Origin of the sequence: Terrabacter aeriphilus (assembly GCF_039542985.1) — a bacterium.
Taxonomy (GTDB): domain Bacteria; phylum Actinomycetota; class Actinomycetes; order Actinomycetales; family Dermatophilaceae; genus Terrabacter; species Terrabacter aeriphilus.
Map to the genome: position 1 here is coordinate 215,329 of NZ_BAABIW010000018.1, position 23,382 is coordinate 238,710.

Sequence of the window (23,382 nt, forward strand, 5' to 3'; positions counted from 1 at the left end):
GCTCCGCGGTAGCGTTCGCCCTTGTGCCTGCCCCCGCCGCCTCGCCGTGAGCACCTTCCGGCTGCTCGTGCGTGCGGGTTTCCGGCGGCACTCGACCTACCGGCTGGCCCTCCTCGCGGGCATGACGACGAACTCCGTCTTCGGCGTCATCCGCGCCTCCATCCTGTTGGCCGCGCTGGCCTCCGCCGGCTCCTCGATCGGCGGCTACGACGCCCCCACGGCCGTCGCGTTCGTCTGGTGGGGCCAGGCCCTGCTCGGCACCGTCAACCTCTGGGGGTTCGCGGAGGTCAAGGACCGCGTGCGCTCGGGCGACATCGCCGTCGACTTCCTGCGACCCGTCGATCCCCAGCTCGCCTATCTCGCAGGCGATCTCGGTCGGGCGGGCATCAACCTGCTCGGTCGGGGGGTGCCGGCGATCCTGCTCGGGGCGCTCTTCTTCGACATGGCGGCACCGCCGTCGGCCATCAGCTGGGCGGCCGGCGCGGCGTCGGTCGTGCTGGCCGTCGTCGTCGCCTTCGCGGGCAACTTCGTGATCAACCTGCTCGCCTTCTGGCTCGTCGAGATCCGGGGCATCACGCTGCTGTGGATGATCACGGGCGGCCTGCTCTGCGGGCTCTACATCCCGGTGCCGTGGTTCCCCGACTGGCTGCGCACCATCGCCCAGTGGTCGCCGTTCCCGTCGATGCTGCAGAACCCCATCGACATCCTCGCCGGTCGTGTCGTCGGAGCCGACATCGCCTCGTCCGTGGCGGTGCAGGTCTTCTGGGCGGTGGTGCTCCTCGCGCTCGGGCAGCTCGTGCTGCGGGCCGGGCGGCGTCGCCTGGAGGTGCAGGGTGGCTGAGGTGACCCTCTCGCAGCGACTGCGGCCCTACCGCGTGCTGCTCGCCTCGCGGGCCCGTGCGCAGCTGCAGTACCGCGCGTCGTTCGTCACCGACATCCTCGGCACCGTCGGGGTGGGACTCGCGGAGTTCGCCGAGGTGTGGGTGATCTTCCACAACGTCGACGTGCTCGGCGGCCTCGACTTCACCGCCGCCCTGCTCGTCTTCGCCCTCTCCAACCTCGCCTTCTCGCTCGCCGACATGTTCGTCGGCCACCTCGACCAGCTGCCCGTCCACATCCGCGCCGGCCAGGTCGACGCCTTCTACGTGCGGCCGCTGCCGCTGCTCGCGCAGCTCATGACGAGCGACCTGTCGCTGCGCAGGATCGGGCGCCTCACCGTCGCCGTCGTCGCCCTCGCGGTGGCCCTGACGACGGCCGACATCGACTGGGGGCCGGGCACCGTCGCCCTGCTCGCCCTCACCGTCGTCAGTGGCGCGGCGATCTTCTCGGCCCTCTTCACGACCGCGGGGGGCCTCCAGTTCTTCCTCGTCGACGGGGCGGAGTTCACCAACGCCTTCACCTACGGCGGGTCGTATGCCGCCCAGCAGAGCCAGCAGGTCTTCCCCGGTCCGCTGCGCATCTTCTGGACGTTCGTCGTGCCCACCGCGTTCGTCGCCTACGTCCCGGCCGTCGCCGTGCTCGACCTTCCGCCCGACCCCTTCGCGCCGCACTGGCTCGCGTGGTGCACGCCGCTCGCGGCGCTGCTCGCGTGGGCGATCGCCGGCCTCTGCTGGAGGCTCGGGACCCGTCACTACCAAGGAGCAGGCGGATGAGCGACCCCGTCATCGAGACCCACGAGCTCGTGCGCGACTTCCGGAGGACGCGGGCCGTCGACCGGATGACCTTCTCGGTCGCGCCGGGCGAGGCGGTCGGTTACATCGGGGCCAACGGCGCCGGCAAGTCGACGACGATCAAGATGCTGACCGGCATCCTCAGACCCACCTCCGGGCGGGTGCGCACGTGCGGCCTCGACCCGATGCGCCGACGCGTCGACGTCTCGCGCCGGGTCGGTGTCGTCTTCGGCCAGCGCTCGCAGCTGTGGTGGGACCTGCCGCTCCGCGACTCCTTCGCGATCCTCGGGGCGATCCACCGGATGGACGACGTGGCCACCCGAGCCCGCACCGACGTGCTCGTCGAGCAGCTCGAGATGGGGCCGCAGCTCGGCACCCCGGTGCGCTCGCTCTCGCTGGGCCAGCGGATGCGTGCGGAGATCGCGGCGGCGCTGCTGCACTCGCCGGAGCTGCTCGTGCTCGACGAGCCGACGATCGGGCTCGACGTGCTCTCCAAGCAGCGGCTGCGCGAGTTCCTCGTCGCCGAGCGGCGCGAGCGCGGCACGACGCTGCTGCTCACGACGCACGACATGGGCGACATCGAGCGGCTCTGCGACCGGGTGCTCGTCGTCGACCGCGGCCGGCTGGCGTTCGACGGCACGCTGACCGGCCTCGCCGGCACGGTCGGGGCCCAGCGCGTGCTCGTGCTCGACCTCGCCGCCCCGACCCCCGACCTCGACGACGTGCCCGGTGCCCGCCTCGTCGCGAGCGAGTCGGGCGGCCTGCGCCAGCGCCTCGCCTTCGACGCGGAGCGCACGACGGCGGCAGCGGTGCTCGCCCACGTGTCGGCACGGCACGACGTGCGCGACCTCGCCATCGAGGAGCCCGACATCGAGGACGTCGTCCGCCGCATCTACGCCGCGTCCGGCCGCCCCTGACCCCTCACGTCGGGCCGGCGTCGGGCTCCGGTCAGGAGGCGACGGCCGCGCCGCTGCGGAGCAGCCGGGTCGTCGACACGAGGACCGCGACGAGCACGATGCCGGCGAAGACGATGAGCACCGCCGAGGCGGGGAAGAACGTCACGGCCACGCCGGCGGCGACGACGGGGACGGTGATGCCGGCATACGCGGCGAGGAACATCCCCGCGAGGGTCTCGCCCCGGTGCTCCGGCGACGACACGGTCGCGGCGGTCGTGATGGCGACGTTGAAGACGAGTCCCACTCCGGCCCCGGAGAGCACGCCGGCCACCACGAACACCGGCAGCGAGGTCGCCCACGCCCCGGCCGCGACGAGCACGAGCCCGACGGACATCGCCGCCATGCCGGCGCGCAGCCGCTCGGGCACCTCGCGCCGGCCGAGGGCGATCTGCGACACGGTCGAGGCACCGATGACGCCGAAGACGATCGAGCCGGTGAGCAGCCGTGAGTGCTGCCCGAGGGTGCCGCCGACGAAGCTGGCGGTGAGCGAGGTGAAGACGCCGAGCACCGAGAAGGCAGCGGCCGCCGCGACCGCCGCGGCCGAGAAGTGCCGGCGGGCGGCGGGCTCCACGCTGACCCGCTGCGGACGGTAGGCCGGTCGCGGGTGCGGCCGCTCGACGGTCTCGGGTGCGAGCAGCAGCGCGCCGAAGGCACCGGCGAGCAGGACGACCCAGACGGCATACGGCAGCGTCAGCGGGTGGGGGAGGAACTGGGTGAGCAGGCCGGCGACGAGCGGGCCGAGCGCCAGGCCGCCGGTGTTGACGGCGCCGGCGACGGTCGCGGCGAAGCGGCCGTCGGACCCGGGGCGACCGGTGGCGTGCAGCTCGGCCAGGTGGGCGGTCGCCGTCGCGGTGACGGCGCCGATGCCCAGCCCGCAGAGCAGGCGCGCGACGAGCAGGCTCGCCGTGTCGTGCAGCAGCACGAACATGACGGCGCTGACGAGCTCGACCACGGTGGCCGCGAGCAGCACGCGCCGCCGCCCGAGGTAGTCGCTGACGTGCCCCGCGAGGTAGAGCCCGACCATGACCCCGAGGCCGTATGCCGCGAAGATGAGGGTGATGACGAAGGTGGGGAAGCCGTCGAGCTGCTGGTAGAGCGGATAGAGCGGCGTGGGCAGCGTCGTGAACGCCATCAACGTGGTGAAGGCCGCGACGACGACCCAGAAGCCGCGGCGGTGCCGAGCCCGGGAGGCGTCGTCGACCGCGGTCGTGCGGCGCGCGTCGGTGGGGGAGGTCGTCGTCATGCCACCAGCGTGCGCCGTCGACATTCATCGTGTCCAACGAGGAATGTCGGTGTCATTGATCGATGGTGTCGATGCATGATGGCGGGGTGGACACCAGGCACCTGGAGTACTTCGTCGCCGTCGCCGAGGAGCTGAGCTTCACCCGCGCCGCCGAGCGGCTGCACGCCGTGCAGTCGACGGTGTCGTCGGGCGTCGCCGTGCTGGAGCGGGAGGTCGGCACGTCGCTCTTCATCCGTTCGACCCGGCACATCGCGCTGACCCGGACGGGCTCCGAGCTGCTGCCGCAGGCGCGGGCGGCGCTCGAGGCCGTCGAGCAGATGCGCCGCGCGGGGGCGCGGGCCGCCGGCACGGTCTCCGGTTCGCTGCGCGTCGGCATGCTGACGAACCTCGAGTCGCTCGGGCTGCCGGCGGCCTTCGGGGACTTCCACCGAGAGCACCCCGGGGTCGAGCTGTCGATGCGGACCTCGCCGCGGGGCTCGACCGGCCTCGTCGACGACGTGCGACGCTCGCGCCTCGACGTCGCGTTCTGCGGGCTGCCGCTCGAGGACCTCGCGGGCGTCCACGCCCAGGTGCTCCGGCGCCAGCCGTTCGTGGCCGTGCTGCCGGCCGGGCACGCCCTCGCCGGCGCGACGGAGCTGCGCCTGGCCGACCTGCTCGACGACGACTTCGTGGAGATGCCGGCCGGGTTCGGCAACCGCAAGGTCGTCGACGACTGGCTCCGCGGGGCCGGGCTGCGCCGCCGAGTCACCCTCGAGGTGCCCGACCTCTCGACCGTGCCGGCCTACGTCGCCGCGGGCCTGGGCGTGGCGGTCGTGCCGCAGCAGACCGCCACGCAGACGATGGCACCGTCGGCCGGCCGGCTCGTCGTCGTGCCGCTCGCCGAGACGCTCGTGTGGGAGCTGACCGTCATCGCCCGCCGGGAGGGCCGGTCGCCCGCGGTGGACGCACTGCTGGGGCACCTGGCGGCGCACCTCCCGGCGTCGTCCTAGGCGGTGTCGCGCGGGGTGCGGCGGTGCGCGCGCGACGGAGCGGGGACCGGGTTCAGAGCGTGCGGAGCATGCGGGTGTTGCCCAGGGTGTTGGGCTTGACCCGCTCGAGGTCGAGGAACTCCGCGACACCCTCGTCGTAGGAGCGCAGCAGCTCGGCGTAGACGTCCATCGGCACGGCCTGTCCCTCGATGACCTCGAAACCGTGGCGCAGGAAGAAGTCCGTCTCGAAGGTGAGGCAGAAGAGCCGCTCGACGCCGATCTCCCTGGCGTCCTCGACGAGGGTCTCGAGCAGGCGGCCGCCGAGCCCGGTGCCGAGCTGGTCGGGCGCCACCGCGAGGGTGCGCACCTCGGCGAGGTCCTCCCACATGACGTGCAGGGCGCCGCAGCCGACGACGCGACCGTCCTGCTCGGCCACGCGGAACTCCTGGAGGCTCTCGAAGTACGTGACGGATTCCTTGCTCACGAGGACCCGCCGCTCGGCGAGGGGCGCGACGAGGGCCCGGATGCCGCGGACGTCGGACGTGCGCGCGCGCCGGATCACCGGGGGGCCGGCGGTCACGAGAGGTTCCCGTCGCGGAACGACCGGAACAGGCTGCGTGCCTGCGCGCCGAGCACCACGATCGACTGCTGCCCGGCCCAGCCGAACGCACCCTTGGCCACGCCCCGGCCGACCTGCAGCGGGTTGAGCTGGTGCAGCCCGGCGGCGAAGGTGAGGATCTGCTCGGCGCTGAGGTTGCTGCGCCCGACCTTGCTGAAGCTGCTCAGCGCGCCGGGGATCGCGATCGGGCCGGCCAGCTTGGCCTTGACCGCGGCCGCGAGGATGACCTCGCCCTGGTGGCGCGAGCGCCCGAAGTCGCCGTCGGGCAGCGTCTTGCGCTCACGGGCGTAGGCGAGGGCCTGCTTGCCCGAGAGGGTCTGCGGCCCGGCCTTGATGACGAGGTCGCGCGCGTGCGAGGCGACGACGGTCCGAGGGATGACGATGGGGATGCCGCCCTGCTCGTCGACCACCTGCTTGAAGCCGGGGAAGCCGAGCACGACGTAGCCCTCGACGGGCAGGCCCGTCACCTTTGCGACCGTGCTGACCTGCGCCTTGGGGCCGCCCATCACCATGGCCGCGTTGATCTTGCCCTTGCCCCCGGTCGCGAGCGGCACCCAGAGGTCGCGGGCCATCCCCATGACGCCGCCGCCGCCCCTGCCGTCGATGCCGATGACCTGGAGCACGTCGGCGCGGGTGCGTTCGAGGGGCTGCCCCGGCCGCGCGTCGGAGCCGATGGCCAGCACCCAGCGGGGGCCGCCGCCGAGGCTGGGCTTCGCGACGCCGAGCGAGGGCCACCAGCCGCCGACGATCTTCCAGCTCGGGCCGACGGCGAGCGTCACGTCGTCGCCCGCCGTGACGACGGCCACCGGCGTGCCCATCCACGAGCCGACCTTGGCCGTGGCGGCGACCGGCCCGGTCGCCGGGGTGCGCGCCTCGAGCGCGGCCGCGGCGCTCGCCGAGGCGGCCTTCGTGAGGTCGCCGCCGGCATACACGCTCGTCACGAGCGTGCGCAGGGCGGCGGGGGCGCCGGCGACCGTCACGCCGGTGGAGGCCTCGGTGGAGGAGCTCGCCGTCGTGCCGGCCCGGGACGACGTGCCCGGCGACCCGGCCTGCGGTGTCGCGCCGGTGCAGGCCGCGAGCGCGAGGACGGCGACGACGGCCGTCCCGACCGAGCCGGCCGAGCGGGCCGAGCGGCTCGTGCGGGCCGTGCGGCCCGCCGTCGAGGCCGGTGCGGTGGGGCGGCGCGTCGAGGTCACCGCCCCACCGTAGACGACCCGTTCAGGCCACGCGGGACGCCGTCCGCACGAGCGGGCGCGACGCGAGCACCGAGGTGAGCACGACCGCACCGGCCACCGCGGAGGTGACGACGAAGCGCACGACGAGCGAGGTGTCGATCGCGTTCGTGAAGGGCAGCATGAGCACGAGCACGAAGCCGGCGGTCAGGACGATCGTCAGGGCGAGCGGCAGGGCGACCTCGAGGGCCCGGGCCCGGTGGAGCGAGCGCTCGCTCGTGCCGGCGAGGGCGAGCGAGCGGTACTGCTCCCGCTGGTCGAGCACGCGCGCGGCCTGCACGACCCCGGTCGAGGTGGCCCCGACGACGGTGATGATGACGAGCGTCACGAGGGCGCCGGTGCCGAGGTCGTCGGCGAGGTAGGCCTCGAGCGGGCTGCTCGGCTCGTCGACGGAGGCCAGGCTCGTGAAGCCCACGACGACGACGGCGAGCCCGAGGGCCCCGACGGCGCGCCACGTGCTCTTGGGGTCGTCGGCGATGCGGCGGGCCGCGAGCAGCGTCGCGGCGCTCGGTGCCAGGCGTGCCGCGACGCGGCCCGCGACCATGACGACCCAGGGACCGACGGCGTTGACGGCGAGGATCATGGCGCCGAGCACGAGCACGATCGTCATGCGCTGCGGCTCCTTCATCGGCGTGATGACGAGCACCCAGGCCGCGCCGGCCGCGACGGCGACCAGGACCCGCAGCACGCTGAGGCGCTTCGGGGTCGTGCGGGCGGCCACGCCGAGCGGGCTGATCGCCACGCGGGCGAGGCTGGACGCCCCGGAGACGACGGCCACGACGACCACGGCGGCCACCACGGCGAGCACCTGCGGGAGCGGGAGCACGAGCTCGCTCAGCTCGAACGGCCGGCCCTGGAAGGAGAGCCGCGCGACGAGGGGCAGCACGGCGAGGTGGAGCACGACACCGGCCACGGCACCGACGAGCGCCTGCGCGGCCGCCTCGGCGAGGGTCATCAGGGTGACCTGGCCCGACGTGGCGCCCGTCAGGCGCAGCGCGGCGAGGCGCTGGTCGCGCCGTGCGATGGCCAGGCGCGCGGCCACCCCGCCGAGGGTGAGGATCGGGATGACCATGCACGTCGTCGCGATCCACGCGAGCGTGACGTAGAGGTCGCCGAGGGCGGCCTGCTCGGTCAGCGGGCCCTGGAGGCCGCCCGGCGGCGTCGGGTTGCGCAGCTCGAAGGCCCGCAGCCCCGCGATGCTGACGAGCAGGGCGGCCGTCGCCACGGCGAACGACACGACGGCGAGCACGCCGGGCAGCCGGTCGTCGGCGGCAGCGGCGCGGCGCAGCCGCCACCAGAGCGCGAGCGCGGCCCTCACCGGGTCACCGTCGCGGTGCGCGGGACGGTCGGCGCAGGCGCACCGGTCGGCTGCGGCACGCCGTGCCCGGCGATGCGGCCGTCGCGCACGTGGACGACGCCGGTGCACCAGCGGGCGACGTTCTCGTCGTGCGTCACGACGACGAGCGAGGCACCGGTGTGCGCGGCGAGCTGGGTCAGGTGCGCCATGACCTCGGCGCTCGTCGTCTGGTCGAGGGCGCCGGTCGGCTCGTCGGCGAAGACGACGCCGGGCCGGGCGACGAGCGCCCGGGCGATGGCGACGCGCTGCGCCTGGCCGCCGGAGAGCTCGCCCGGACGCCGCTTCTCGAGGCCGGACAGCCCGAGGGGGGCGAAGAGCGCGGCGGCGCGGGCGGTGGCCTCCGCCCGGCCGACCCGGCCGAGCATGAGCGGCAGGGCGACGTTCTCCACGGCCGGCAGCTCCGGCAGGAGCATGCCCTGCTGGAAGACGAAGCCGAAGTCCTCCCGGCGCAGCTTGGTGCGCTCGCGGTCGGACATCCGGGCGATGTCGCGGCCGCGCCACTGCACCTGGCCGCCGGTCGGTCGCAGGATGCCGGCGAGGACGTGCAGCAGCGTCGTCTTGCCGGAGCCCGACGGTCCCATCACGGCGAGGCTCGTCCCCGCCGGGACGGTGACGTCGACGCCGCCGAGGGCGGGCGGCCCGGCCGTGCGCGTGCGGCCGTACGTCATGACGAGGTCGCGGGCGACGAGGTCGCGCGAGCGGTCGACCGAGGGGTCCACCGAGGGGTCCACCGAGGCCTGCGGCGACGGGCTCGTGCCGGGCGAGGTGGGGGAGGCGGTGGACGGCGGGGCCGGGCGCGCGGGGGCACCGGCCGGCATACGGGCGGGGTCGTGGTGGCTCATGGCACCCAGCGTCGCCGCGCCGGGGGCGCCCCGGCATCGGGCCGTGGTCGCCTCCTGCGGCGGGCGGCATACGACCCCGGTCGGACACCGGCGAGCGCGACGTACGACTCGCGCCGCGCACGACGAAGGGGCCGGGGACTCGCGTCCCCGACCCCTTCGGTCGACCTGTGGTGCGGCGCTCAGCGCTCCGTGCCGGTCAGCCCCGCGTCGGGGTAGACCTGGTCGTCGGGCACCGTCGGGCCGGCGGTGACGTTGACGCCGAGGGCCTCGTCGAGGGCGGCACCCTCGGGAAGCTCCGGCAGGTCGTCGGCCGGTCGGTGCGCGGCGTCCGGGTGGGCCATGTCGGAGAAGGTGAACTTCTCCTCCTTGCCCTCGCCCTCGGTGTCGATCCGGATGTACTGACCCGAGCCGAACTCGGCGAAGAGGATCTTCTCCGAGAGGGCGTCCTCGATCTCGCGCTGGATGGTGCGGCGCAGCGGGCGCGCACCGAGCACGGGGTCGTAGCCCTTCTTGGCGAGCAGGTCCTTGGCCGCGGGCGTGAGCTCGATGCCCATGTCCTTGTCCTTGAGCCGCTTGTCGAGCTTGGCGATCTCGAGGTCGACGATCTGCGTGATCTCCTCGCGGTTGAGGTGGGGGAACACGATCGTGTCGTCGACGCGGTTGAGGAACTCGGGCCGGAAGTGCTGCTTGAGCTCGTCGGTGACCTTCGCCTTCATCCGCTCGTAGTCCGAGCGGCTGTCGGGCCCGGCCGAGAAGCCCATGTTGGCCTTGGAGATGTCCCGCGTGCCGAGGTTCGTCGTCATGATGATGACGGTGTTCTTGAAGTCGACCATCCGACCCTGCGAGTCGGTGAGGCGGCCGTCCTCGAGCACCTGCAGCAGCGAGTTGAAGATCTCCGGGTGGGCCTTCTCGACCTCGTCGAAGAGCACGACGGAGAACGGCTTGCGGCGCACCTTCTCGGTGAGCTGGCCGCCCTCCTCGTAGCCGACGTAGCCGGGGGGCGAGCCGAAGAGACGGCTCACCGTGTGCTTCTCGGAGTACTCCGACATGTCGAGCTGGATCAGCGCGTCCTCGCTGCCGAAGAGGAACTCGGCGAGCGTCTTGGCGAGCTCGGTCTTACCGACGCCGGTGGGGCCAGCGAAGATGAACGAGCCACCGGGGCGGCGCGGGTCCTTGAGGCCGGCTCGGGTGCGGCGGATCGCCTGGCTCAGCGCCTTGACGGCGTCGTCCATGCCGACGATGCGCTTGTGCAGCTCGTCCTCCATGTGGAGCAGGCGGCTGCTCTCCTCCTCGGTCAGCTTGAAGACCGGGATGCCGGTGCTCGCCGCGAGCACCTCGGCGATGAGCTCCTCGTCGACCTCGGCCACGACGTCCATGTCGCCCGACTTCCACTGGGCCTCACGGGCGGCCTTCTCCTGGCGGAGGCGCTTCTCGTCGTCGCGGACGCGGGCCGCACGCTCGAAGTCCTGCCCGTCGATGGCCGACTCCTTCTCGCGCACGAGCGCGGCGATCTTCTCGTCGAACTCGCGCAGGTCCGGCGGAGCGGTCATCCGGCGGATGCGCAGTCGCGCGCCCGCCTCGTCGATGAGGTCGATGGCCTTGTCCGGGAGGAAGCGGTCGTTGACGTAGCGGTCGGCCATGTTGGCGGCCGCGACGAGCGCGCCGTCGGTGATCGTCACGCGGTGGTGGGCCTCGTAGCGGTCGCGCAGACCCTTGAGGATCTCGATGGCGTGCGGCAGCGTCGGCTCCTGCACCTGGATCGGCTGGAAGCGCCGCTCGAGGGCCGAGTCCTTCTCGATGTGCTTGCGGTACTCGTCGAGGGTCGTCGCACCGATCGTCTGGAGCTCGCCACGGGCGAGCATCGGCTTGAGGATCGACGCGGCGTCGATGGCGCCCTCGGCGGCACCCGCACCGACGAGCGTGTGGATCTCGTCGATGAAGATGATGATGTCGCCGCGGGTGCGGATCTCCTTGAGGACCTTCTTCAGGCGCTCCTCGAAGTCACCGCGGTAGCGGCTGCCGGCCACGAGCGAGCCGAGGTCGAGGGTGTAGAGCTGCTTGTCCTTGAGCGTCTCGGGCACCTCGCCCTTGACGATGTCCTGGGCCAGGCCCTCGACGACGGCGGTCTTGCCGACGCCGGGCTCGCCGATGAGGACCGGGTTGTTCTTGGTGCGGCGCGACAGCACCTGCATGACGCGCTCGATCTCCTTCTCACGCCCGATGACCGGGTCGAGCTTGCCCTCGCGGGCCGCCTGCGTGAGGTTGCGACCGAACTGGTCGAGCACGAGCGAGCCCGCGGGGGTGCCCTCGGCCTGGCCGGGGCCGACACCGGCGCCGGCCTTCTCGCCGCCCTGCCCGCCCTGGTAGCCGGAGAGCAGCTGGATGACCTGCTGGCGCACCTTGTTCAGCTCCGCGCCGAGCTTGACGAGGACCTGGGCGGCGACGCCCTCGCCCTCGCGGATCAGGCCGAGCAGGATGTGCTCGGTGCCGATGTAGCTGTGGCCGAGCTGGAGCGCCTCGCGGAGCGAGTACTCGAGGACCTTCTTCGCGCGGGGCGTGAAGGGGATGTGGCCGGTCGGGGCCTGCTGGCCCTGGCCGATGATCTCCTGGACCTGGGCCCGGACCGCTTCGAGCGAGATGTCGAGCGACTCGAGGGCCTTCGCGGCGACGCCTTCGCCTTCGTGGATCAGACCCAGGAGGATGTGCTCGGTCCCGATGTAGTTGTGGTTGAGCAGGCGAGCTTCCTCCTGCGCGAGGACAACCACCCTTCGGGCCCTGTCGGTGAACCGTTCGAACATGTTCCTTCTCCTGACTGATCGAGAGACGTCTCGATGCTATCCGTGCCCGCTGTGGACGAGCACAACCCGACCAACGCGGGTCGGTTGCGTCCTGTTCCCATCCTGAGCGTGATCGGCTCAGGTTCCGCCTCTGTTCGCCGTGGGCGGACAGATCGGTCACGTCGTACCCGCTGCCGCTCCGAGCCCGTATGCCGAACCGCGGGGTCCTGCGACCGGCGTGACGTCCCGGCTCGGCCAGTCATGGCTGCGCTCTCGGCTGCACGTGCGCCACGGCGCAGTTGCAGCCGTCGTCCGGCTGTTTTCCCGGCTGGAAGTGCGCCACGGCGCGGTTGCGGCCGTCGAGCGGTGGGTTTCCCGGCTGGAGGTGCGCCACGGCGCGGTTGCGGCCGCGCGAACGCGGCTCCGCGGGCTGTCTCGGTCAGCGTGGGTGCAGGACGTCGCCCGGGCGGCCGGGGAAGTGCCGGCGCCACTCGTCCTTGAGCGGCGGCACCGGCATACCGGCGCGGCGCATCGCCCTCATGATCCGGACCAGCGTGGTCCCGGGCTTGCCGTAGACACCGTCGCGCACGATCACGAGGCGACGGATGCCGTCGTCGTCGAGCGCCTCGTCGCGGTCGATGTCGCCCTGCCACTGGAGCGTCGACTCGGCGTGCTGGCGTCCGTCGTACTCCAGGATGAGAGGGAACGGCAGGTAGCTGAGGTCGTAGCGCCGGACGAGGTTGCCGTCGGCGTCGTGCACGCGGTGGTCGACCTCCGGCTCCGGCAGGCCGGCGAGCACGACGAGCAACCGCACCCGCGTCTCCATGGCGGAGTCGACACCGCGGCGCACGAGCGAGGCCGCACGTCGGGCCAGCCGCCGGTAGGGCCCGACCTTGCCATCCGCAGCGCTGACCAAGGCATCCGGCGTCGTCCGCTTCCGCCGGACGAGCGAGTCGCCCAGCACGACGAGGTCGACGAGCGTGAGGTGGTGCGCCATGTCGAGGAAGGTCTGCGTCGGCGAGGTCACGGCGAACCCGGCCCAGCGGACGACCGTCTGATCCTTCTTGGCGCGGTGTGCGGTGATGCCTTGGCGTCGGGTGCGGTTGACCCTGCTGGTGACGTGCACGTCGGGGTGGTCCGGCACGATCGCACCCCAGAGCTGGGCGGCCGAGTGGTGCGACACGAAGCTGCCCGGGGTGACGACCGCGAGGGCTGCCCTGAGCCGGTCGGCGAGCATCCGCGGTTGTCCCTTGGGCAGGTGCACTCCCCGAAAGACCGGTGAGTGCGTGCGACGGAGCCGGGAGTCGGTCAGCCCGCAGCGCTTCGCCTCTGCGCGGCGGAGCGGGCTGACCACAGGGTCCTCGTCCATCTCCGCAGCATGTCCGTCCCGAGGTTGGCGCCGTGCCCGGCATCCACAGGCACCACTCAAAGCGCGCCGTGGCGCGGTTGCAGCCGTCCAGGGCGGGTTTCCCGGCTGGAAGTGCGCCGTGGCGCGGTTGCAGCCGGGGGGAGGGCGGCCGGCGCTCCGCCACGTCCCGCCCGCGTCAGGAGCTCGGATGCCGGGTGGCGAAGGTCTCGTGGAGGGCGCGCACCTCGTCCTCGAGCTCGGGTGCGGGACCGTCGACCACGGCGCCGGGCACGACGTCGAGGATCGACAGGGGCGCGACCGGTGACGCGGGTGCGCCCCACGCGGAGCGCCACGCGGTCAGCCGGTCCGAGCCGACGGCATACACGATGCGGCCGAGACCGACCCAGGCGTGCGCGGACGAGCACATCGGGCAGTGCTCGCCGGAGGTGTAGACGGTCGCGGACGCCCGCTCGGCCGCCGTGAGGTTGGCGCCGGCCCAGCGCGCGATGGCGAACTCGGGGTGCTGCGTGGCCTCGAGCTCGACGACGTGGTTGTGGTCCTCGAAGAGCACCTCGCCCTCGTCCGAGACGAGCACCGACCCGAAGGGCTCGTCGCCGCGCTCGAGCGCGAGGCGGGCGAGGCCGACGGCGCGGCGCAGGTGGACGAGGTCGGTCGGCGTCAGGCTCATGCGACCCTCCCGGTGACCAGGGCGAAGGTGACGAAGGCGCCGCCGTCCGCCTCGAGCATGGACTGCACGGGGGAGGTCGGCTGGCCCTTCAGCTCCATGACGGCGCGTTCCCAGAGCAGCCAGTTGGCGCACGCGTCGTCCTGGGTGCGAGCGGTGACGTCGGCGAAGGCGCGGCTGAAGGCCCACTGGCTGCGCAGCCACTCGGCGGTGTGCCAGGCGGCCGACTCGGCGCCGACGACGCGGTCGACGTGGTCGGGGATCTCGCCGAGCTCGCGAACCTCGGTCGTCAGGGCGGGGGTCGCGACGCCGAGCTGGCCGCCGGGGCGGAGGAACTTCGCGAGGTAGGGCGGGTAGTGGTCGCCGGTGCCGAAGTACTCCCACGCGTCGATGCTGACGATCGCGTCGAACGAGCCGCTGCCGAAGGGCAGGGCGTGGGCGTCGACGCGCATCGGCAGCACCCGGTCGTCGACGCCCTCCTTGCGGAAGACCGCACCGGCCGCGCTGGGGTCGACCCAGAGGTCGGCCGCGACGACGCTGACGCCGTACTCCCGCGCGAGGAACACCGATGTCGCACCGAGGCCGGAGCCGAGGTCGAGCACGCGCATGCCCGGGCGCAGGTCGAGGTCGGCGGCGAGGTCCTCGAGGAGCCACAACGGGTGCGGGCCCATGTCGAGGTCGACGAGCCACCGCGCGTCGTACTTCGACGACCGGGGGAAGGCGTCGCGGGTCAGGTGGTCGAGGGCGGGCATGCCCCGATCCTCCGCGACCGGCCCCGTCCGCGTCGACCCGGTTCCATCCCACGAGCGCACGACCGGGCGGGCGGGAGCGCGCCGACGGGTCCATGATGGGTCGATCCACCACCCGGCCGGATCGGGTGGTCCGAGCCAGGGGAGCGCCGATGCACCACACCGACACCACGCCGCGGAGACGGCGCACGAGGTTACTGGTCGTCCTGGCCGCCGTGGCGGCGCTCGTGACCGCGGTCCTGCCGGCGACGTCGGCCACCGGTGCCACCTCTGCCGCCACCGCCTCGGCCGCCACCGCGCCGCCGCCCGTCTCGGGCATCACCGTCACCGAGCGCACCGCGCACCGCGTCACCATCAGCTACCTCGTCCCCGCGGCGTACTACAGCCCCGGCGGCGGTGGCGTCGTGCGCGTGACCCGCGGTCACACGCCGGCGGCGTCCCCGACGAGCGGGTATGCCGTCCCCGTCACCGGGCGCACCGCCCGCACGACGCTGGTCCCCTCCCTGACCCCGAACGTCGCCTACACGTTCGCCGTCTGGGTCAGGGTCGGCAGCGCGTACTCGGCCGGGCGCACCATCACCGTCGTCACGCGGCCCGACGTCGTGACCGAGCTGCGGTCGGCCGCGTCGGTCACACCTCCCTCGTACGACCTCGGCCACGCGCAGGTGCGGCTCACGTGGCGCAACCCCACCGGACCGCTCAAGGCCGTCCGCATCGTGCGCAACACCGCCGCCACGACGACGGGTGGGACGGTCACGACCCTCCCGGGGACGGCCACGAGCTTCACCGACCCGTCCCTGCCCGCGTCGGTGTGCGGTGGCCGGACGACGGGGTGCAGCACGGCGCCCGTGCACTACTGGGTCATCCCCGAGTCGACGACCGGGGGCTTCGCCGACCGCTACGTCCGGAGCGACGTCGTCGTGGGCAGCCGCACGATCACGGGCACCGTGTCGCAGGGCAGCTCGGGCATCGTCGCCCTCTGCTGCCAGAACCTCTTCGACGCGGAGAACGCCCTCGTAGCCCACGCCGCCGCCGACCCCGCCGTCGCAGCAGGGGCGTTCACGATCCACGTGCCGCCGGGCGTGTATGCGGTCTGCACCTTCGCGGACCGCCCGCCGCGGAACCAGGTCGGCACGTGCTGGAATGCGGCCGGTGCCGGCTCCGAGGACGTGTGGTGGGAGGTGGGCGGCGACCCGTCGCCCACGATCGACGTGCGGACCGCGCCGTCCTACAACGGAGTCCGCCTGTAGGGGGCGTCGGCAGGCGCGGGCGGGCGACGTCGTCCGCCCGGTCGTCGTCCACGTCGTGAGACGCCCGGGTGCCGACCGCACGACTCCACAGATCCGCACGCGCAGTCCGGGTACGGCGGCGGGGCGCTGTGGTAGACCGATCTCGGGCTCCACGGCGGGGCTCCTGGATCGTCTGACGACGACTGCCCGAGAAGGACGTGCCTCGTGAACAAGAAGCTGCTCGTCGCGCCCCTGGCCCTCGGCCTGGCGCTCGCCGTCGGGGCGTGCAACCCGGCCCCGAAGAACTCCCCGACGGGCACGGGCGGCGCTGCGGCGTCGACGAAACCGCTCGTCGTCGACACCGTCTTCGTGCTGAAGAGCGCCGACCCCGCCCGCAACTACGAGCCCACCGGCAACATCGTCGCGCGTGCCCTCTACGACACCCTCGTCACCTTCAAGGGCGCCGACCTCAAGACGCCGGTGCCGTCCATCGCCTCGAAGTGGGAGCAGTCGGCCGACGGCCTCAGCTGGACCTTCACCCTCGACCCGTCGGCGAAGTTCTCCGACGGGTCGGCGGTCACCGCCGACGACGTCGTCTTCTCCCTCACCCGCGTCGAGAACGTCAAGGGCAACCCTTCGTTCCTCGCCGACGGCCTCACGGTCACGGCCACGAACCCGCAGACCGTCGTCGTCAAGACGGCGACCTACGACCCGGCCCTGCTCGGCAAGCTCGCGAGCCCGTCGCTCGGCATCGTCAACTCCAAGGCAGCCAAGGCCGCCGGCGCGTCCGACGCCCAGGACGCCGCCACCGCCGACACCGCCGAGGACGCCTTCGCCAAGGCCTCGATGGGCTCGGGCCCCTACGTCCTCGAGTCCTTCGGGCTCTCGACCGAGGTCGTGCTCAAGGCCAACCCCAACTACTGGGGCGCGACCAAGCCGCACTACCAGCGCGTCGTCATCCGCAACGTCGACGCCGCGCAGCAGAAGAACAACGTCGAGAAGGGCGAGAGCGCCCTCGCCCTCGACCTCTCGCCCGACCAGGTGGCCTCCGTCGGCTCCGGCGTCGTCTCCACGTCGGTGCCGTCGCAGTACACGTTCTACCTCTTCACCAACGCGAACCCGGCGGTGAACACGTGGACGGCGAACCCCGACTTCCAGGAGGCCGTCCGCCGCGGCATCGACTACTCCGGTCTGCTCGAGCTGGCCGGCAAGGGCTCGCGCCGGGCCGCCGGGATGGTGCCGGTGCAGTTCGCCGGGTCGCTGCCCGACGACAAGGCGCCGACCTTCGACGCCGCGGCCGCCAAGGCGGCTCTCGCGAAGTCGGGCTACGACGGCACCCCGGTCGAGATCTCGTTCCCGTCCGACCTGACGCAGAACGGCGTCTCCTTCACGGACATGTCGACGCGGATCGCCTCCGACCTCAACAAGATCGGCATCAAGACCGAGCTCAAGGGAGCGCCCGTCGCGACCGTGCTCGAGCTGGCGCGCGGTGGCAAGCAGCAGGTGGGCGTGTGGCTCTGGGGTCCGGACTTCCCGGACGCCAGCAACTACCTCGCCTTCGGCCCCGGCGGCATCGTCGGCGGCAAGCGCGTCAACTGGAAGGCCGGCTCCGACCCCGCCCTCGAGGCCGTCATGAAGCAGGCGGCCACCGAGAAGGACGAGACGAAGCGGGCCTCCCTCATGGAGCAGTTCCAGGAGGGCCTCAACGCCGGACCGGTCATGGGCCTCATCCAGCCGGCCCAGGTCTTCCTCGCCGCCGACTCGCTGAAGAACCTCAGCTACAACCTCGTGTGGTCGGTCAACGTCGCCGAGCTCGGCTGAGCCGCATCGCATGACGGCACCCGCCACGACACCACCCACCGCGACACCACCCGCCTCGCCCGCGGGCCCGGCAGGCCGACGCGAGTCGGCCCGCCGGGCCTCCGGGCTCGGGGGCTTCCTCGCGCGCCGGGCGCTGGCCGGCGCGCTGCTCGTCGTCGGCATCACGGTCGTCGCCTTCCTGCTGACCCACGTCGTGCCCGGCGACCCCGCCGCGGCGGCGCTCGGGCAGCGGGCCATCGAGGACCCGGCGACGGTGGCGGCCTTCCGGGCCAAGTACGGCCTCGACCAGCCGCTCTGGCAGCAGTACCTCACCTACCTCGGCAACCTCCTGCAGGGCGACCTCGGAACCTCGCAGCAGACGCGTCGCCCGGTGACGACCGACCTGCTCGAGTACCTCCCGCCGACCATCGAGCTCGCCCTCGTCGCGATCGTCATCTCGCTCGTCGTCGGCGTGCTGCTCGGCACCGTGGCCGCGTTGAAGCGCGACCGCTGGCCCGACCAGCTCATCCGCGTCGTCAGCCTCACCGGGGTCTCGGTGCCGACCTTCTGGCTCGCGCTGACGGCGTCGCTCGTCTTCTCCGTCAAGCTCGGCTGGTTCAGCTCGACCGGCCAGCTCGACCCCGGCTACCCCGCGTCGCCCCGGGTGACCGGGCTGCTCCTGGTCGACTCGCTCCTCGACAACGACCCCTTCACCTTCCAGATGGCGCTGCACCACATCCTGCTGCCGGCGCTGGTGCTGTCGGCCTACACGGTCGGGCTCATCACGCGCTTCACCCGCGCGAGCGTCCTCGAGGTGCTCGGCAACGACTACGTCCGCGCGGCCAACGCCAAGGGGCTGCCGCGCCGGACCGTCATCGTGCGCCACGTCCTGCGTCCCGCGATGGTGCCGATCATCACGGTGTCGGGCCTCGCGTTCGGGTCGCTGCTCTCGGGCACGGTGCTCGTCGAGTCGATCTTCTCGTGGCCCGGCCTCGGCCAGTACGCCTACAAGTCGTCGCTCGCCCTCGACCTGCCCGCCGTCATGGGCGTCTCGGTGACCGTGGCCGTCGTCTACGTCGTCATCAACCTCGTCATCGACGTGCTCTACGGCGTCATCGACCCGCGGATCCGGCTCTCGTGAGCGCGGCCGGGACGAGCACGCCGCGCGGGCGGCGGTGGCGCCGCGCACCGGACGCGGCCCGGTCCCCGTGGAGCCGGCCGCTCGCCGTCGTGGGCACCACGGTCATCGTCCTCTGGGTGCTCGTCGGCGTCCTCGCCCCGTTCATCGCCCCGCACGACCCGAACGCCCAGGACTTCGCACGGCTGCTGCCCCCGGGCGGCGAGACCGTCCTCGGCACCGACGGGCTGGGCCGCGACATCCTCAGCCGGATCATCTACGGCACCCGCATCACGCTGCCGCTCGCGGTGCTCCTCGTCGTGCTCGCCACTGCCGTCGGCACGGTGCTCGGGTCGATCGCCGGCTACTTCGCCGGGTTCGCCGACACCGTCGTCATGCGCCTGGCCGACCTCGTCTTCGCGTTCCCGGGGATCATCCTCGCCATGGCGGCCGCCGCGGCACTCGGGCCCGGCCTGCGCAACGCCGTCCTCGCCCTCGTCGTCGTCATGTGGCCGTCGTACGCCCGGGTCGTGCGCTCCATGCTCCTCGGGCTGCGTGAGGCCGAGTTCGTCTCTGCCACGAGGCTGCTCGGCGCCTCGGCACGCCGGACCCTCGTCACCGACCTCCGCCCGAACATCGCCGGGCCGGTCCTCGTGCTCGCCGCCCTCGAGGTCGGCAACGCCGTCCTGCTGCTCTCCGGCCTGTCGTTCCTCGGCCTCGGCGCGCAGCCCCCGGACCCCGAGTGGGGTGCCATGGTCTCCGAGGGTGCGCGCAACTTCGACGCGTGGTGGATCGGCGTCTTCCCCGGCCTCGCCATCCTCAGCGTCGTGCTCGCCTTCAACTTCCTGGGCGACACCCTGCGCGACGCGCTCGACCCCCGCACCGCCCGAGCCCTGAGGGAGACCCCGTGACCGGCGCCACGAGTGCTGCCCCGAGCGACACCCCGGTGCTCCGCGCGGAGTCGCTGCGGGTCGAGCTGCCCGGCGGGCTCACGCCGGTCGACGGCGTCGACCTCGTCGTAGGGCCCGGTGAGGTCGTCGGCCTTGCCGGTGAGTCGGGCAGCGGCAAGACGCTGACGGCCCTCTCGCTCTTCGGCCTGCTGCCGCACGGCGGTCGCACGAGCGGGCGCCTCGAGGTCGGTGGCCGCGACGTGCTCACCATGTCGGAGCGGGCGCTGCGGGCGCTGCGCGGCGACGAGGTCGCGATGGTCTTCCAGGACCCGATGACCTCGCTGCACCCCATGCTGACGGTCGGCCGCCAGGTCACCGAGCACCTGCGCCACCACCACCGCACCGGTCGTGCGGCCGCGCGCGAGCGGGCCGTCGAGCTGCTGCGCCAGGTGCGCATCCCCGACCCCGAGCGCACCCTCGGCGCCTACCCCCACCAGCTCTCCGGCGGCATGCGCCAGCGGGCGGCCATCGCGATCGCCCTGGCGTGCTCGCCCTCCCTGCTCGTCGCCGACGAGCCGACGACGGCGCTCGACGTGACCGTGCAGGCCGGCATCCTGCGCCTGCTCGACCGGCTCCGCCGCGAGGAGGGGCTCAGCATCCTGCTCATCACCCACGACCTCGGCGTCATGGGCGCGCTCACCGACCGCCTCGCGGTCATGTATGCCGGCCGCATCGTCGAGACGGGGCCGACCGGTGACCTGCTGTCGGCGCCGCGCCACCCCTACACGCGCGGGCTGCTCGACTCGCTGCCGAGCACCGACGTCGGTGAGGTGCACCCCGACGGCGCCGGCCGCGAGCCGCTCCGGGCCATCCCCGGCGCGGCGCCCCGGCTGACGCAGGTGCCGACCGGATGCCCGTTCCACCCCCGCTGCGCGCACGCTCGTCCGTCGTGCGCGACCGACCGTCCCGCGCTCGTGCCGATCGCCGCACCCACGGCCACGTCGCGCACGTCGCCCACGTCGCCCACGTCGCCCACGTCGCCCACGTCGCCCGCGGCATCCGGCGTCGGCGCGCGGCTGCTCGCGTGCCCCGTCGACCCGTTCGCCCCGCCGTCGTCGGCCCGTCCCGAGGAGAGCCCGGCATGAGCCTCGTCACCGTCGAGGACGCCGAGGTCGTCTACCACCGCCGCGGGCAGGCGGTGCGGGCCGTCGCGGGCGCCAGCCTGACGGTCGAGCGCGGCGAGGTCGTCGGTCTCGTCGGCGAGTCCGGCTGCGGCAAGTCGACGCTCGCCAAGGCGATCCTCGGGCTCGTGCCGTTGGCAGCCGGATCGGTGCACTTCGAGGGCGAGCCGGTGGTGCCCCTCGGCCGGGGACCGCGGTCGCGGTCGCTGCGCGGCATGCAGATGGTCTTCCAGGACCCGTACTCCTCGCTCAACCCGCGCCGCCGCGTCGGCGACCAGATCGCCGACGGCATCGAGCTCGGCACCGACGACCCGCCCCGCGCGGCCGAGCGCCGCACCCTCGTCGGCGAGCTGCTCGAGCGGGTGGGCCTGCCGCCCGAGTTCGCCCGGCGCTACCCCCACGAGTTCTCCGGCGGCCAGCGCCAGCGGATCGCCATCGCGCGGGCGCTCGCGGCCCGGCCCCGGCTCATCGTCGCCGACGAGGCGATCTCGGCCCTCGACGTCTCGGCCCAGGCCTCGATCGCGAACCTGCTCGCCTCGCTCGTCGCCGACCTCGACATGGGGCTGCTCTTCATCTCGCACGACCTCGGCATCGTGCGCCAGCTGAGCGACCGGATCGCCGTGATGTACCTCGGCGAGGTCGTCGAGACGGGACCGGCCGAGGATGTCTGGGCCCGCTCGGCCCACCCCTACGGCCGGGCCCTCATCGGCGCCATCCCGTCGGTGTCGAACCGTGGCCTGCCCGACGACCTGCCGGGCGACGTGCCCGACCCTGCGGCGCCGCCGACCGGCTGCCGCTTCCACCCGCGCTGCCCGCGCGCCTTCGAGCCCTGCGCCGGCGAGGTGCCGGCGCTGCTCGAGGTCGTCCCCGGGCACCGGGCGGCGTGCCACCTCCACACGCGCGGTGTGCCGGTCACGGCCGCCGTCGCGTCCCCCGACTCCACGCACCCCGCCGACGGGACGCCCTCGTGACGACGACCCTCGAGCACCTCTGGCTGACCGGAGCCCGCGTCGTCGACCCCGACGGCGCGACCTCGGGGCCGTGCGCCCTCCACGTGTCGGACGGCCGGGTGACCGACGTCCGCGCGCAGGCGCCCGACGGGGAGCCCTCCCTCGACCTCGGCGGCCGCTTCGTCGCGCCCGGCCTCGTCACGGTGCACACCCACCTCTCGATCGTCTTCCCGTTCGTCGACACCGACGAGCAGGAGCGGCCCGACCTCACGGCGTTCCGCTCCGCCGCGCGGGCCCGCGACGCGCTCGAGGCGGGGGCCACGACCGTGCGCTGCGTGCACGAGCAGCACGCCGTCGACGTCACGCTGCGCGAGGCGGACCGCCGCGGCTGGTTCGTCGCGCCGCGCATCCTCGCCGGCGGGCGGGCGCTGTCGACGCCCGGCGGCCACGGGCAGGGCTCGGGGTCGGTCTACTGCGACGGGCCGGACGCCTTCGAGGCCGCGGCCCGGGCCGAGCTCGAGGCGGGCGCCGACCACGTGAAGATCTTCATCACCGGCGGCCTGGCCCACGCCGGCGAGCGCCCGCAGGACCCGGAGATGAGTGACGCCGAGATCGCGGCCGTCGTGCGGGCGGCCGCCGACCACGGCACCTACGTCGTGGCCCATGCCGGGCACTTCAGCGCCATCCGGCGGGCCGTCGACGTCGGGGTGCGCAGCTTCGAGCACGCCTACGTCGTCGACGACGCGACGGCCCGGGTGCTCGCCCAGCCCGGCGTCTACGTCTCGCCGACGCTCGCCGTGACGCGGTCGCAGGACTGGATGGCCGAGCACGGCTTCGAGCAGCACTCGCGCGACAACGCCCGCCGCGCGGCCGTCGACCACCTCGAGAGCGCCCGCCGCCTGGTCGCGGCCGGCGTCACCCTGACGAACGGCACCGACATCCCGCCCGGCGACCGCACCGAGGGCACCTCCGCCGTCGTCCGCGAGGCCGAGCTGCTCGTCGAGGCCGGCCTCACGGCCCGCCAGGCGCTCGCGGCCTCGACGACGAACCCCGCCCGGATGTGCGGCGTCGACGACGAGACCGCGCGGATCACCGTCGGCCGCAGCGCCGACCTGCTCGTCCTCGACGCGGACCCCACCGTCGACGTGTCGGCCCTGCGCGCGGTGCGCGCCGTCGTCTCGCGCGGCCGGGTCGTCCGTGACGACGTGCACCTGCTCACCGCCCCGACCTCCGGAGGACCCCGATGACGACCGACGCCTCTCCCGACGGGACCACCGCCCACGCCGACGACGGACTCGAGGGCGAGGCGGCCCGCGTGTGGGGCGTGCTCACCGACCTCTACGACGCGTTCCTCGCCGGTGACCGGGCGCGGCTCGAGGCGCACCTCGACGAGGGCTGCACGATGTGGGACTCGACGATCCCGCTGCTGCGCACCAAGGCCGACCTCCGGGCCGGTCGCGGTGGGGGCGACAACGACCCCGCCTACCCCTCGCCCGTCGGGCTCGAGGCGAGCGACCCCGTCGTCGGCCTGCTCGCCGACGACGCCGCGTGGGAGACGCACGTGCTGACGGCCCGCTTCACCGACCCGGCCCTCGACGAGGTGCTGCGCTGCACGTCGGTGCTGCGCCGCGACGGCGGCGGCACGTGGCGCGTCGTGCACCACCACGAGGAGCTGCTCACCGGTCCCGGTCGCCCCGCCCCGTCGCGACGGCTCGCGGGCGCCTGAGCGCAGCGGGCGGCATACGACCCCCGGGGCCGTATGCCGTCCG

At 73.5% G+C, this 23,382-nt stretch carries 21 protein-coding genes; 12 read left to right on the top strand and 9 right to left on the bottom strand.

All coding sequences use genetic code 11. The features are described from left to right. The first annotated feature begins 46 nt into the window (after positions 1-46). Genes ABD979_RS14885 through ABD979_RS14895 form a run of 3 tightly spaced genes read left to right on the top strand, consistent with a single transcriptional unit; the run spans position 47 to position 2,587 of the window. Positions 47-841: an ABC transporter permease gene (locus ABD979_RS14885; protein ID WP_345508269.1), complete on the top strand. Its 795-nt coding sequence runs from the start codon at positions 47-49 to the stop codon at positions 839-841. Further along, positions 834-1,652 carry an ABC transporter permease gene (locus ABD979_RS14890; RefSeq protein ID WP_345508270.1) on the top strand — a complete coding sequence of 273 codons (819 nt, stop codon included), beginning with the start codon at positions 834-836 and terminating at the stop codon, positions 1,650-1,652. Before ABD979_RS14885 ends, ABD979_RS14890 begins: the two co-directional genes overlap by 8 nt. Then, on the top strand, positions 1,649-2,587 hold the full coding sequence (locus ABD979_RS14895; RefSeq protein ID WP_345508271.1) for an ABC transporter ATP-binding protein: 939 nt from the start codon (positions 1,649-1,651) through the stop codon (positions 2,585-2,587). Before ABD979_RS14890 ends, ABD979_RS14895 begins: the two co-directional genes overlap by 4 nt. Before the next feature lie 31 nt (positions 2,588-2,618). Here ABD979_RS14895 and ABD979_RS14900 read toward each other — a convergent pair whose 3' ends face one another. Continuing rightward, on the bottom strand, positions 2,619-3,869 hold the full coding sequence (locus tag ABD979_RS14900; RefSeq protein ID WP_345508272.1) for an MFS transporter: 1,251 nt from the start codon (positions 3,867-3,869) through the stop codon (positions 2,619-2,621). A gap of 86 nt (positions 3,870-3,955) precedes the next feature. On the opposite strand from ABD979_RS14900, the gene ABD979_RS14905 reads away from it, so the two are divergent. Further along, positions 3,956-4,858, top strand: coding sequence for a LysR family transcriptional regulator (locus ABD979_RS14905; protein WP_345508273.1), 903 nt, complete (start codon positions 3,956-3,958; stop codon positions 4,856-4,858). Positions 4,859-4,910: 52 nt separating this feature from the next. Here the strand turns inward: ABD979_RS14905 and ABD979_RS14910 are convergent, their stop codons facing one another. The 8 genes from ABD979_RS14910 to ABD979_RS14945 all read right to left on the bottom strand — a co-directional run bounded on the left by ABD979_RS14910 (position 4,911) and on the right by ABD979_RS14945 (position 14,449). After that, positions 4,911-5,417, bottom strand: coding sequence for an amino-acid N-acetyltransferase (locus tag ABD979_RS14910; protein ID WP_345508274.1), 507 nt, complete (start codon positions 5,415-5,417; stop codon positions 4,911-4,913). Beyond that, positions 5,414-6,652, bottom strand: coding sequence for an LCP family glycopolymer transferase (locus ABD979_RS14915; protein WP_345508275.1), 1,239 nt, complete (start codon positions 6,650-6,652; stop codon positions 5,414-5,416). The genes ABD979_RS14910 and ABD979_RS14915 overlap by 4 nt, the downstream gene beginning before the upstream one ends. 22 nt (positions 6,653-6,674) lie before the next feature. Then, positions 6,675-8,006 (bottom strand): FtsX-like permease family protein, encoded by a 1,332-nt coding sequence (locus ABD979_RS14920; RefSeq protein ID WP_345508276.1) that lies wholly within the window; start codon positions 8,004-8,006, stop codon positions 6,675-6,677. Further along, on the bottom strand, positions 8,003-8,887 hold the full coding sequence (locus ABD979_RS14925; protein ID WP_345508277.1) for an ABC transporter ATP-binding protein: 885 nt from the start codon (positions 8,885-8,887) through the stop codon (positions 8,003-8,005). The genes ABD979_RS14920 and ABD979_RS14925 overlap by 4 nt, the downstream gene beginning before the upstream one ends. A gap of 179 nt (positions 8,888-9,066) precedes the next feature. After that, complete coding sequence (locus tag ABD979_RS14930) at positions 9,067-11,685, bottom strand: ATP-dependent Clp protease ATP-binding subunit (RefSeq protein ID WP_345508278.1); 2,619 nt, start codon at positions 11,683-11,685, stop codon at positions 9,067-9,069. A 418-nt stretch (positions 11,686-12,103) separates the two neighbouring features. Further along, entirely contained in the window at positions 12,104-13,033 is a 930-nt protein-coding gene (locus ABD979_RS14935; RefSeq protein WP_345508279.1) for a hypothetical protein, read from the bottom strand. A gap of 175 nt (positions 13,034-13,208) precedes the next feature. After that, positions 13,209-13,700, bottom strand: a complete 492-nt coding sequence (locus tag ABD979_RS14940; RefSeq protein WP_345508280.1) for a nucleoside deaminase — start codon at positions 13,698-13,700, stop codon at positions 13,209-13,211. Continuing rightward, positions 13,697-14,449 carry an SAM-dependent methyltransferase gene (locus ABD979_RS14945; protein ID WP_345508281.1) on the bottom strand — a complete coding sequence of 251 codons (753 nt, stop codon included), beginning with the start codon at positions 14,447-14,449 and terminating at the stop codon, positions 13,697-13,699. Before ABD979_RS14945 ends, ABD979_RS14940 begins: the two co-directional genes overlap by 4 nt. A gap of 149 nt (positions 14,450-14,598) precedes the next feature. Between ABD979_RS14945 and ABD979_RS14950 the strand changes: the two genes are divergently transcribed. From ABD979_RS14950 to ABD979_RS14985, 8 genes are all read left to right on the top strand, one after another. Further along, the gene (locus ABD979_RS14950) at positions 14,599-15,696 is read left to right on the top strand and encodes a hypothetical protein (protein WP_345508282.1); all 1,098 of its coding nucleotides are present in this window, start codon (positions 14,599-14,601) and stop codon (positions 15,694-15,696) included. 204 nt (positions 15,697-15,900) lie between these two features. Continuing rightward, positions 15,901-17,496, top strand: a complete 1,596-nt coding sequence (locus tag ABD979_RS14955; protein WP_345508283.1) for an ABC transporter substrate-binding protein — start codon at positions 15,901-15,903, stop codon at positions 17,494-17,496. A 10-nt stretch (positions 17,497-17,506) separates the two neighbouring features. After that, positions 17,507-18,616 carry an ABC transporter permease gene (locus ABD979_RS14960; RefSeq protein ID WP_345508284.1) on the top strand — a complete coding sequence of 370 codons (1,110 nt, stop codon included), beginning with the start codon at positions 17,507-17,509 and terminating at the stop codon, positions 18,614-18,616. Further along, positions 18,613-19,503: an ABC transporter permease gene (locus ABD979_RS14965; protein ID WP_345508285.1), complete on the top strand. Its 891-nt coding sequence runs from the start codon at positions 18,613-18,615 to the stop codon at positions 19,501-19,503. Before ABD979_RS14960 ends, ABD979_RS14965 begins: the two co-directional genes overlap by 4 nt. Continuing rightward, positions 19,500-20,627 carry an ABC transporter ATP-binding protein gene (locus ABD979_RS14970; protein WP_345508286.1) on the top strand — a complete coding sequence of 376 codons (1,128 nt, stop codon included), beginning with the start codon at positions 19,500-19,502 and terminating at the stop codon, positions 20,625-20,627. The genes ABD979_RS14965 and ABD979_RS14970 overlap by 4 nt, the downstream gene beginning before the upstream one ends. After that, positions 20,624-21,634, top strand: coding sequence for an ABC transporter ATP-binding protein (locus ABD979_RS14975; RefSeq protein WP_345508287.1), 1,011 nt, complete (start codon positions 20,624-20,626; stop codon positions 21,632-21,634). The genes ABD979_RS14970 and ABD979_RS14975 overlap by 4 nt, the downstream gene beginning before the upstream one ends. Continuing rightward, positions 21,631-22,860, top strand: a complete 1,230-nt coding sequence (locus ABD979_RS14980; RefSeq protein WP_345508288.1) for a metal-dependent hydrolase family protein — start codon at positions 21,631-21,633, stop codon at positions 22,858-22,860. The genes ABD979_RS14975 and ABD979_RS14980 overlap by 4 nt, the downstream gene beginning before the upstream one ends. Beyond that, entirely contained in the window at positions 22,857-23,339 is a 483-nt protein-coding gene (locus tag ABD979_RS14985) for a YybH family protein (RefSeq protein WP_345508289.1), read from the top strand. The genes ABD979_RS14980 and ABD979_RS14985 overlap by 4 nt, the downstream gene beginning before the upstream one ends. Positions 23,340-23,382: the final 43 nt, after the last annotated feature.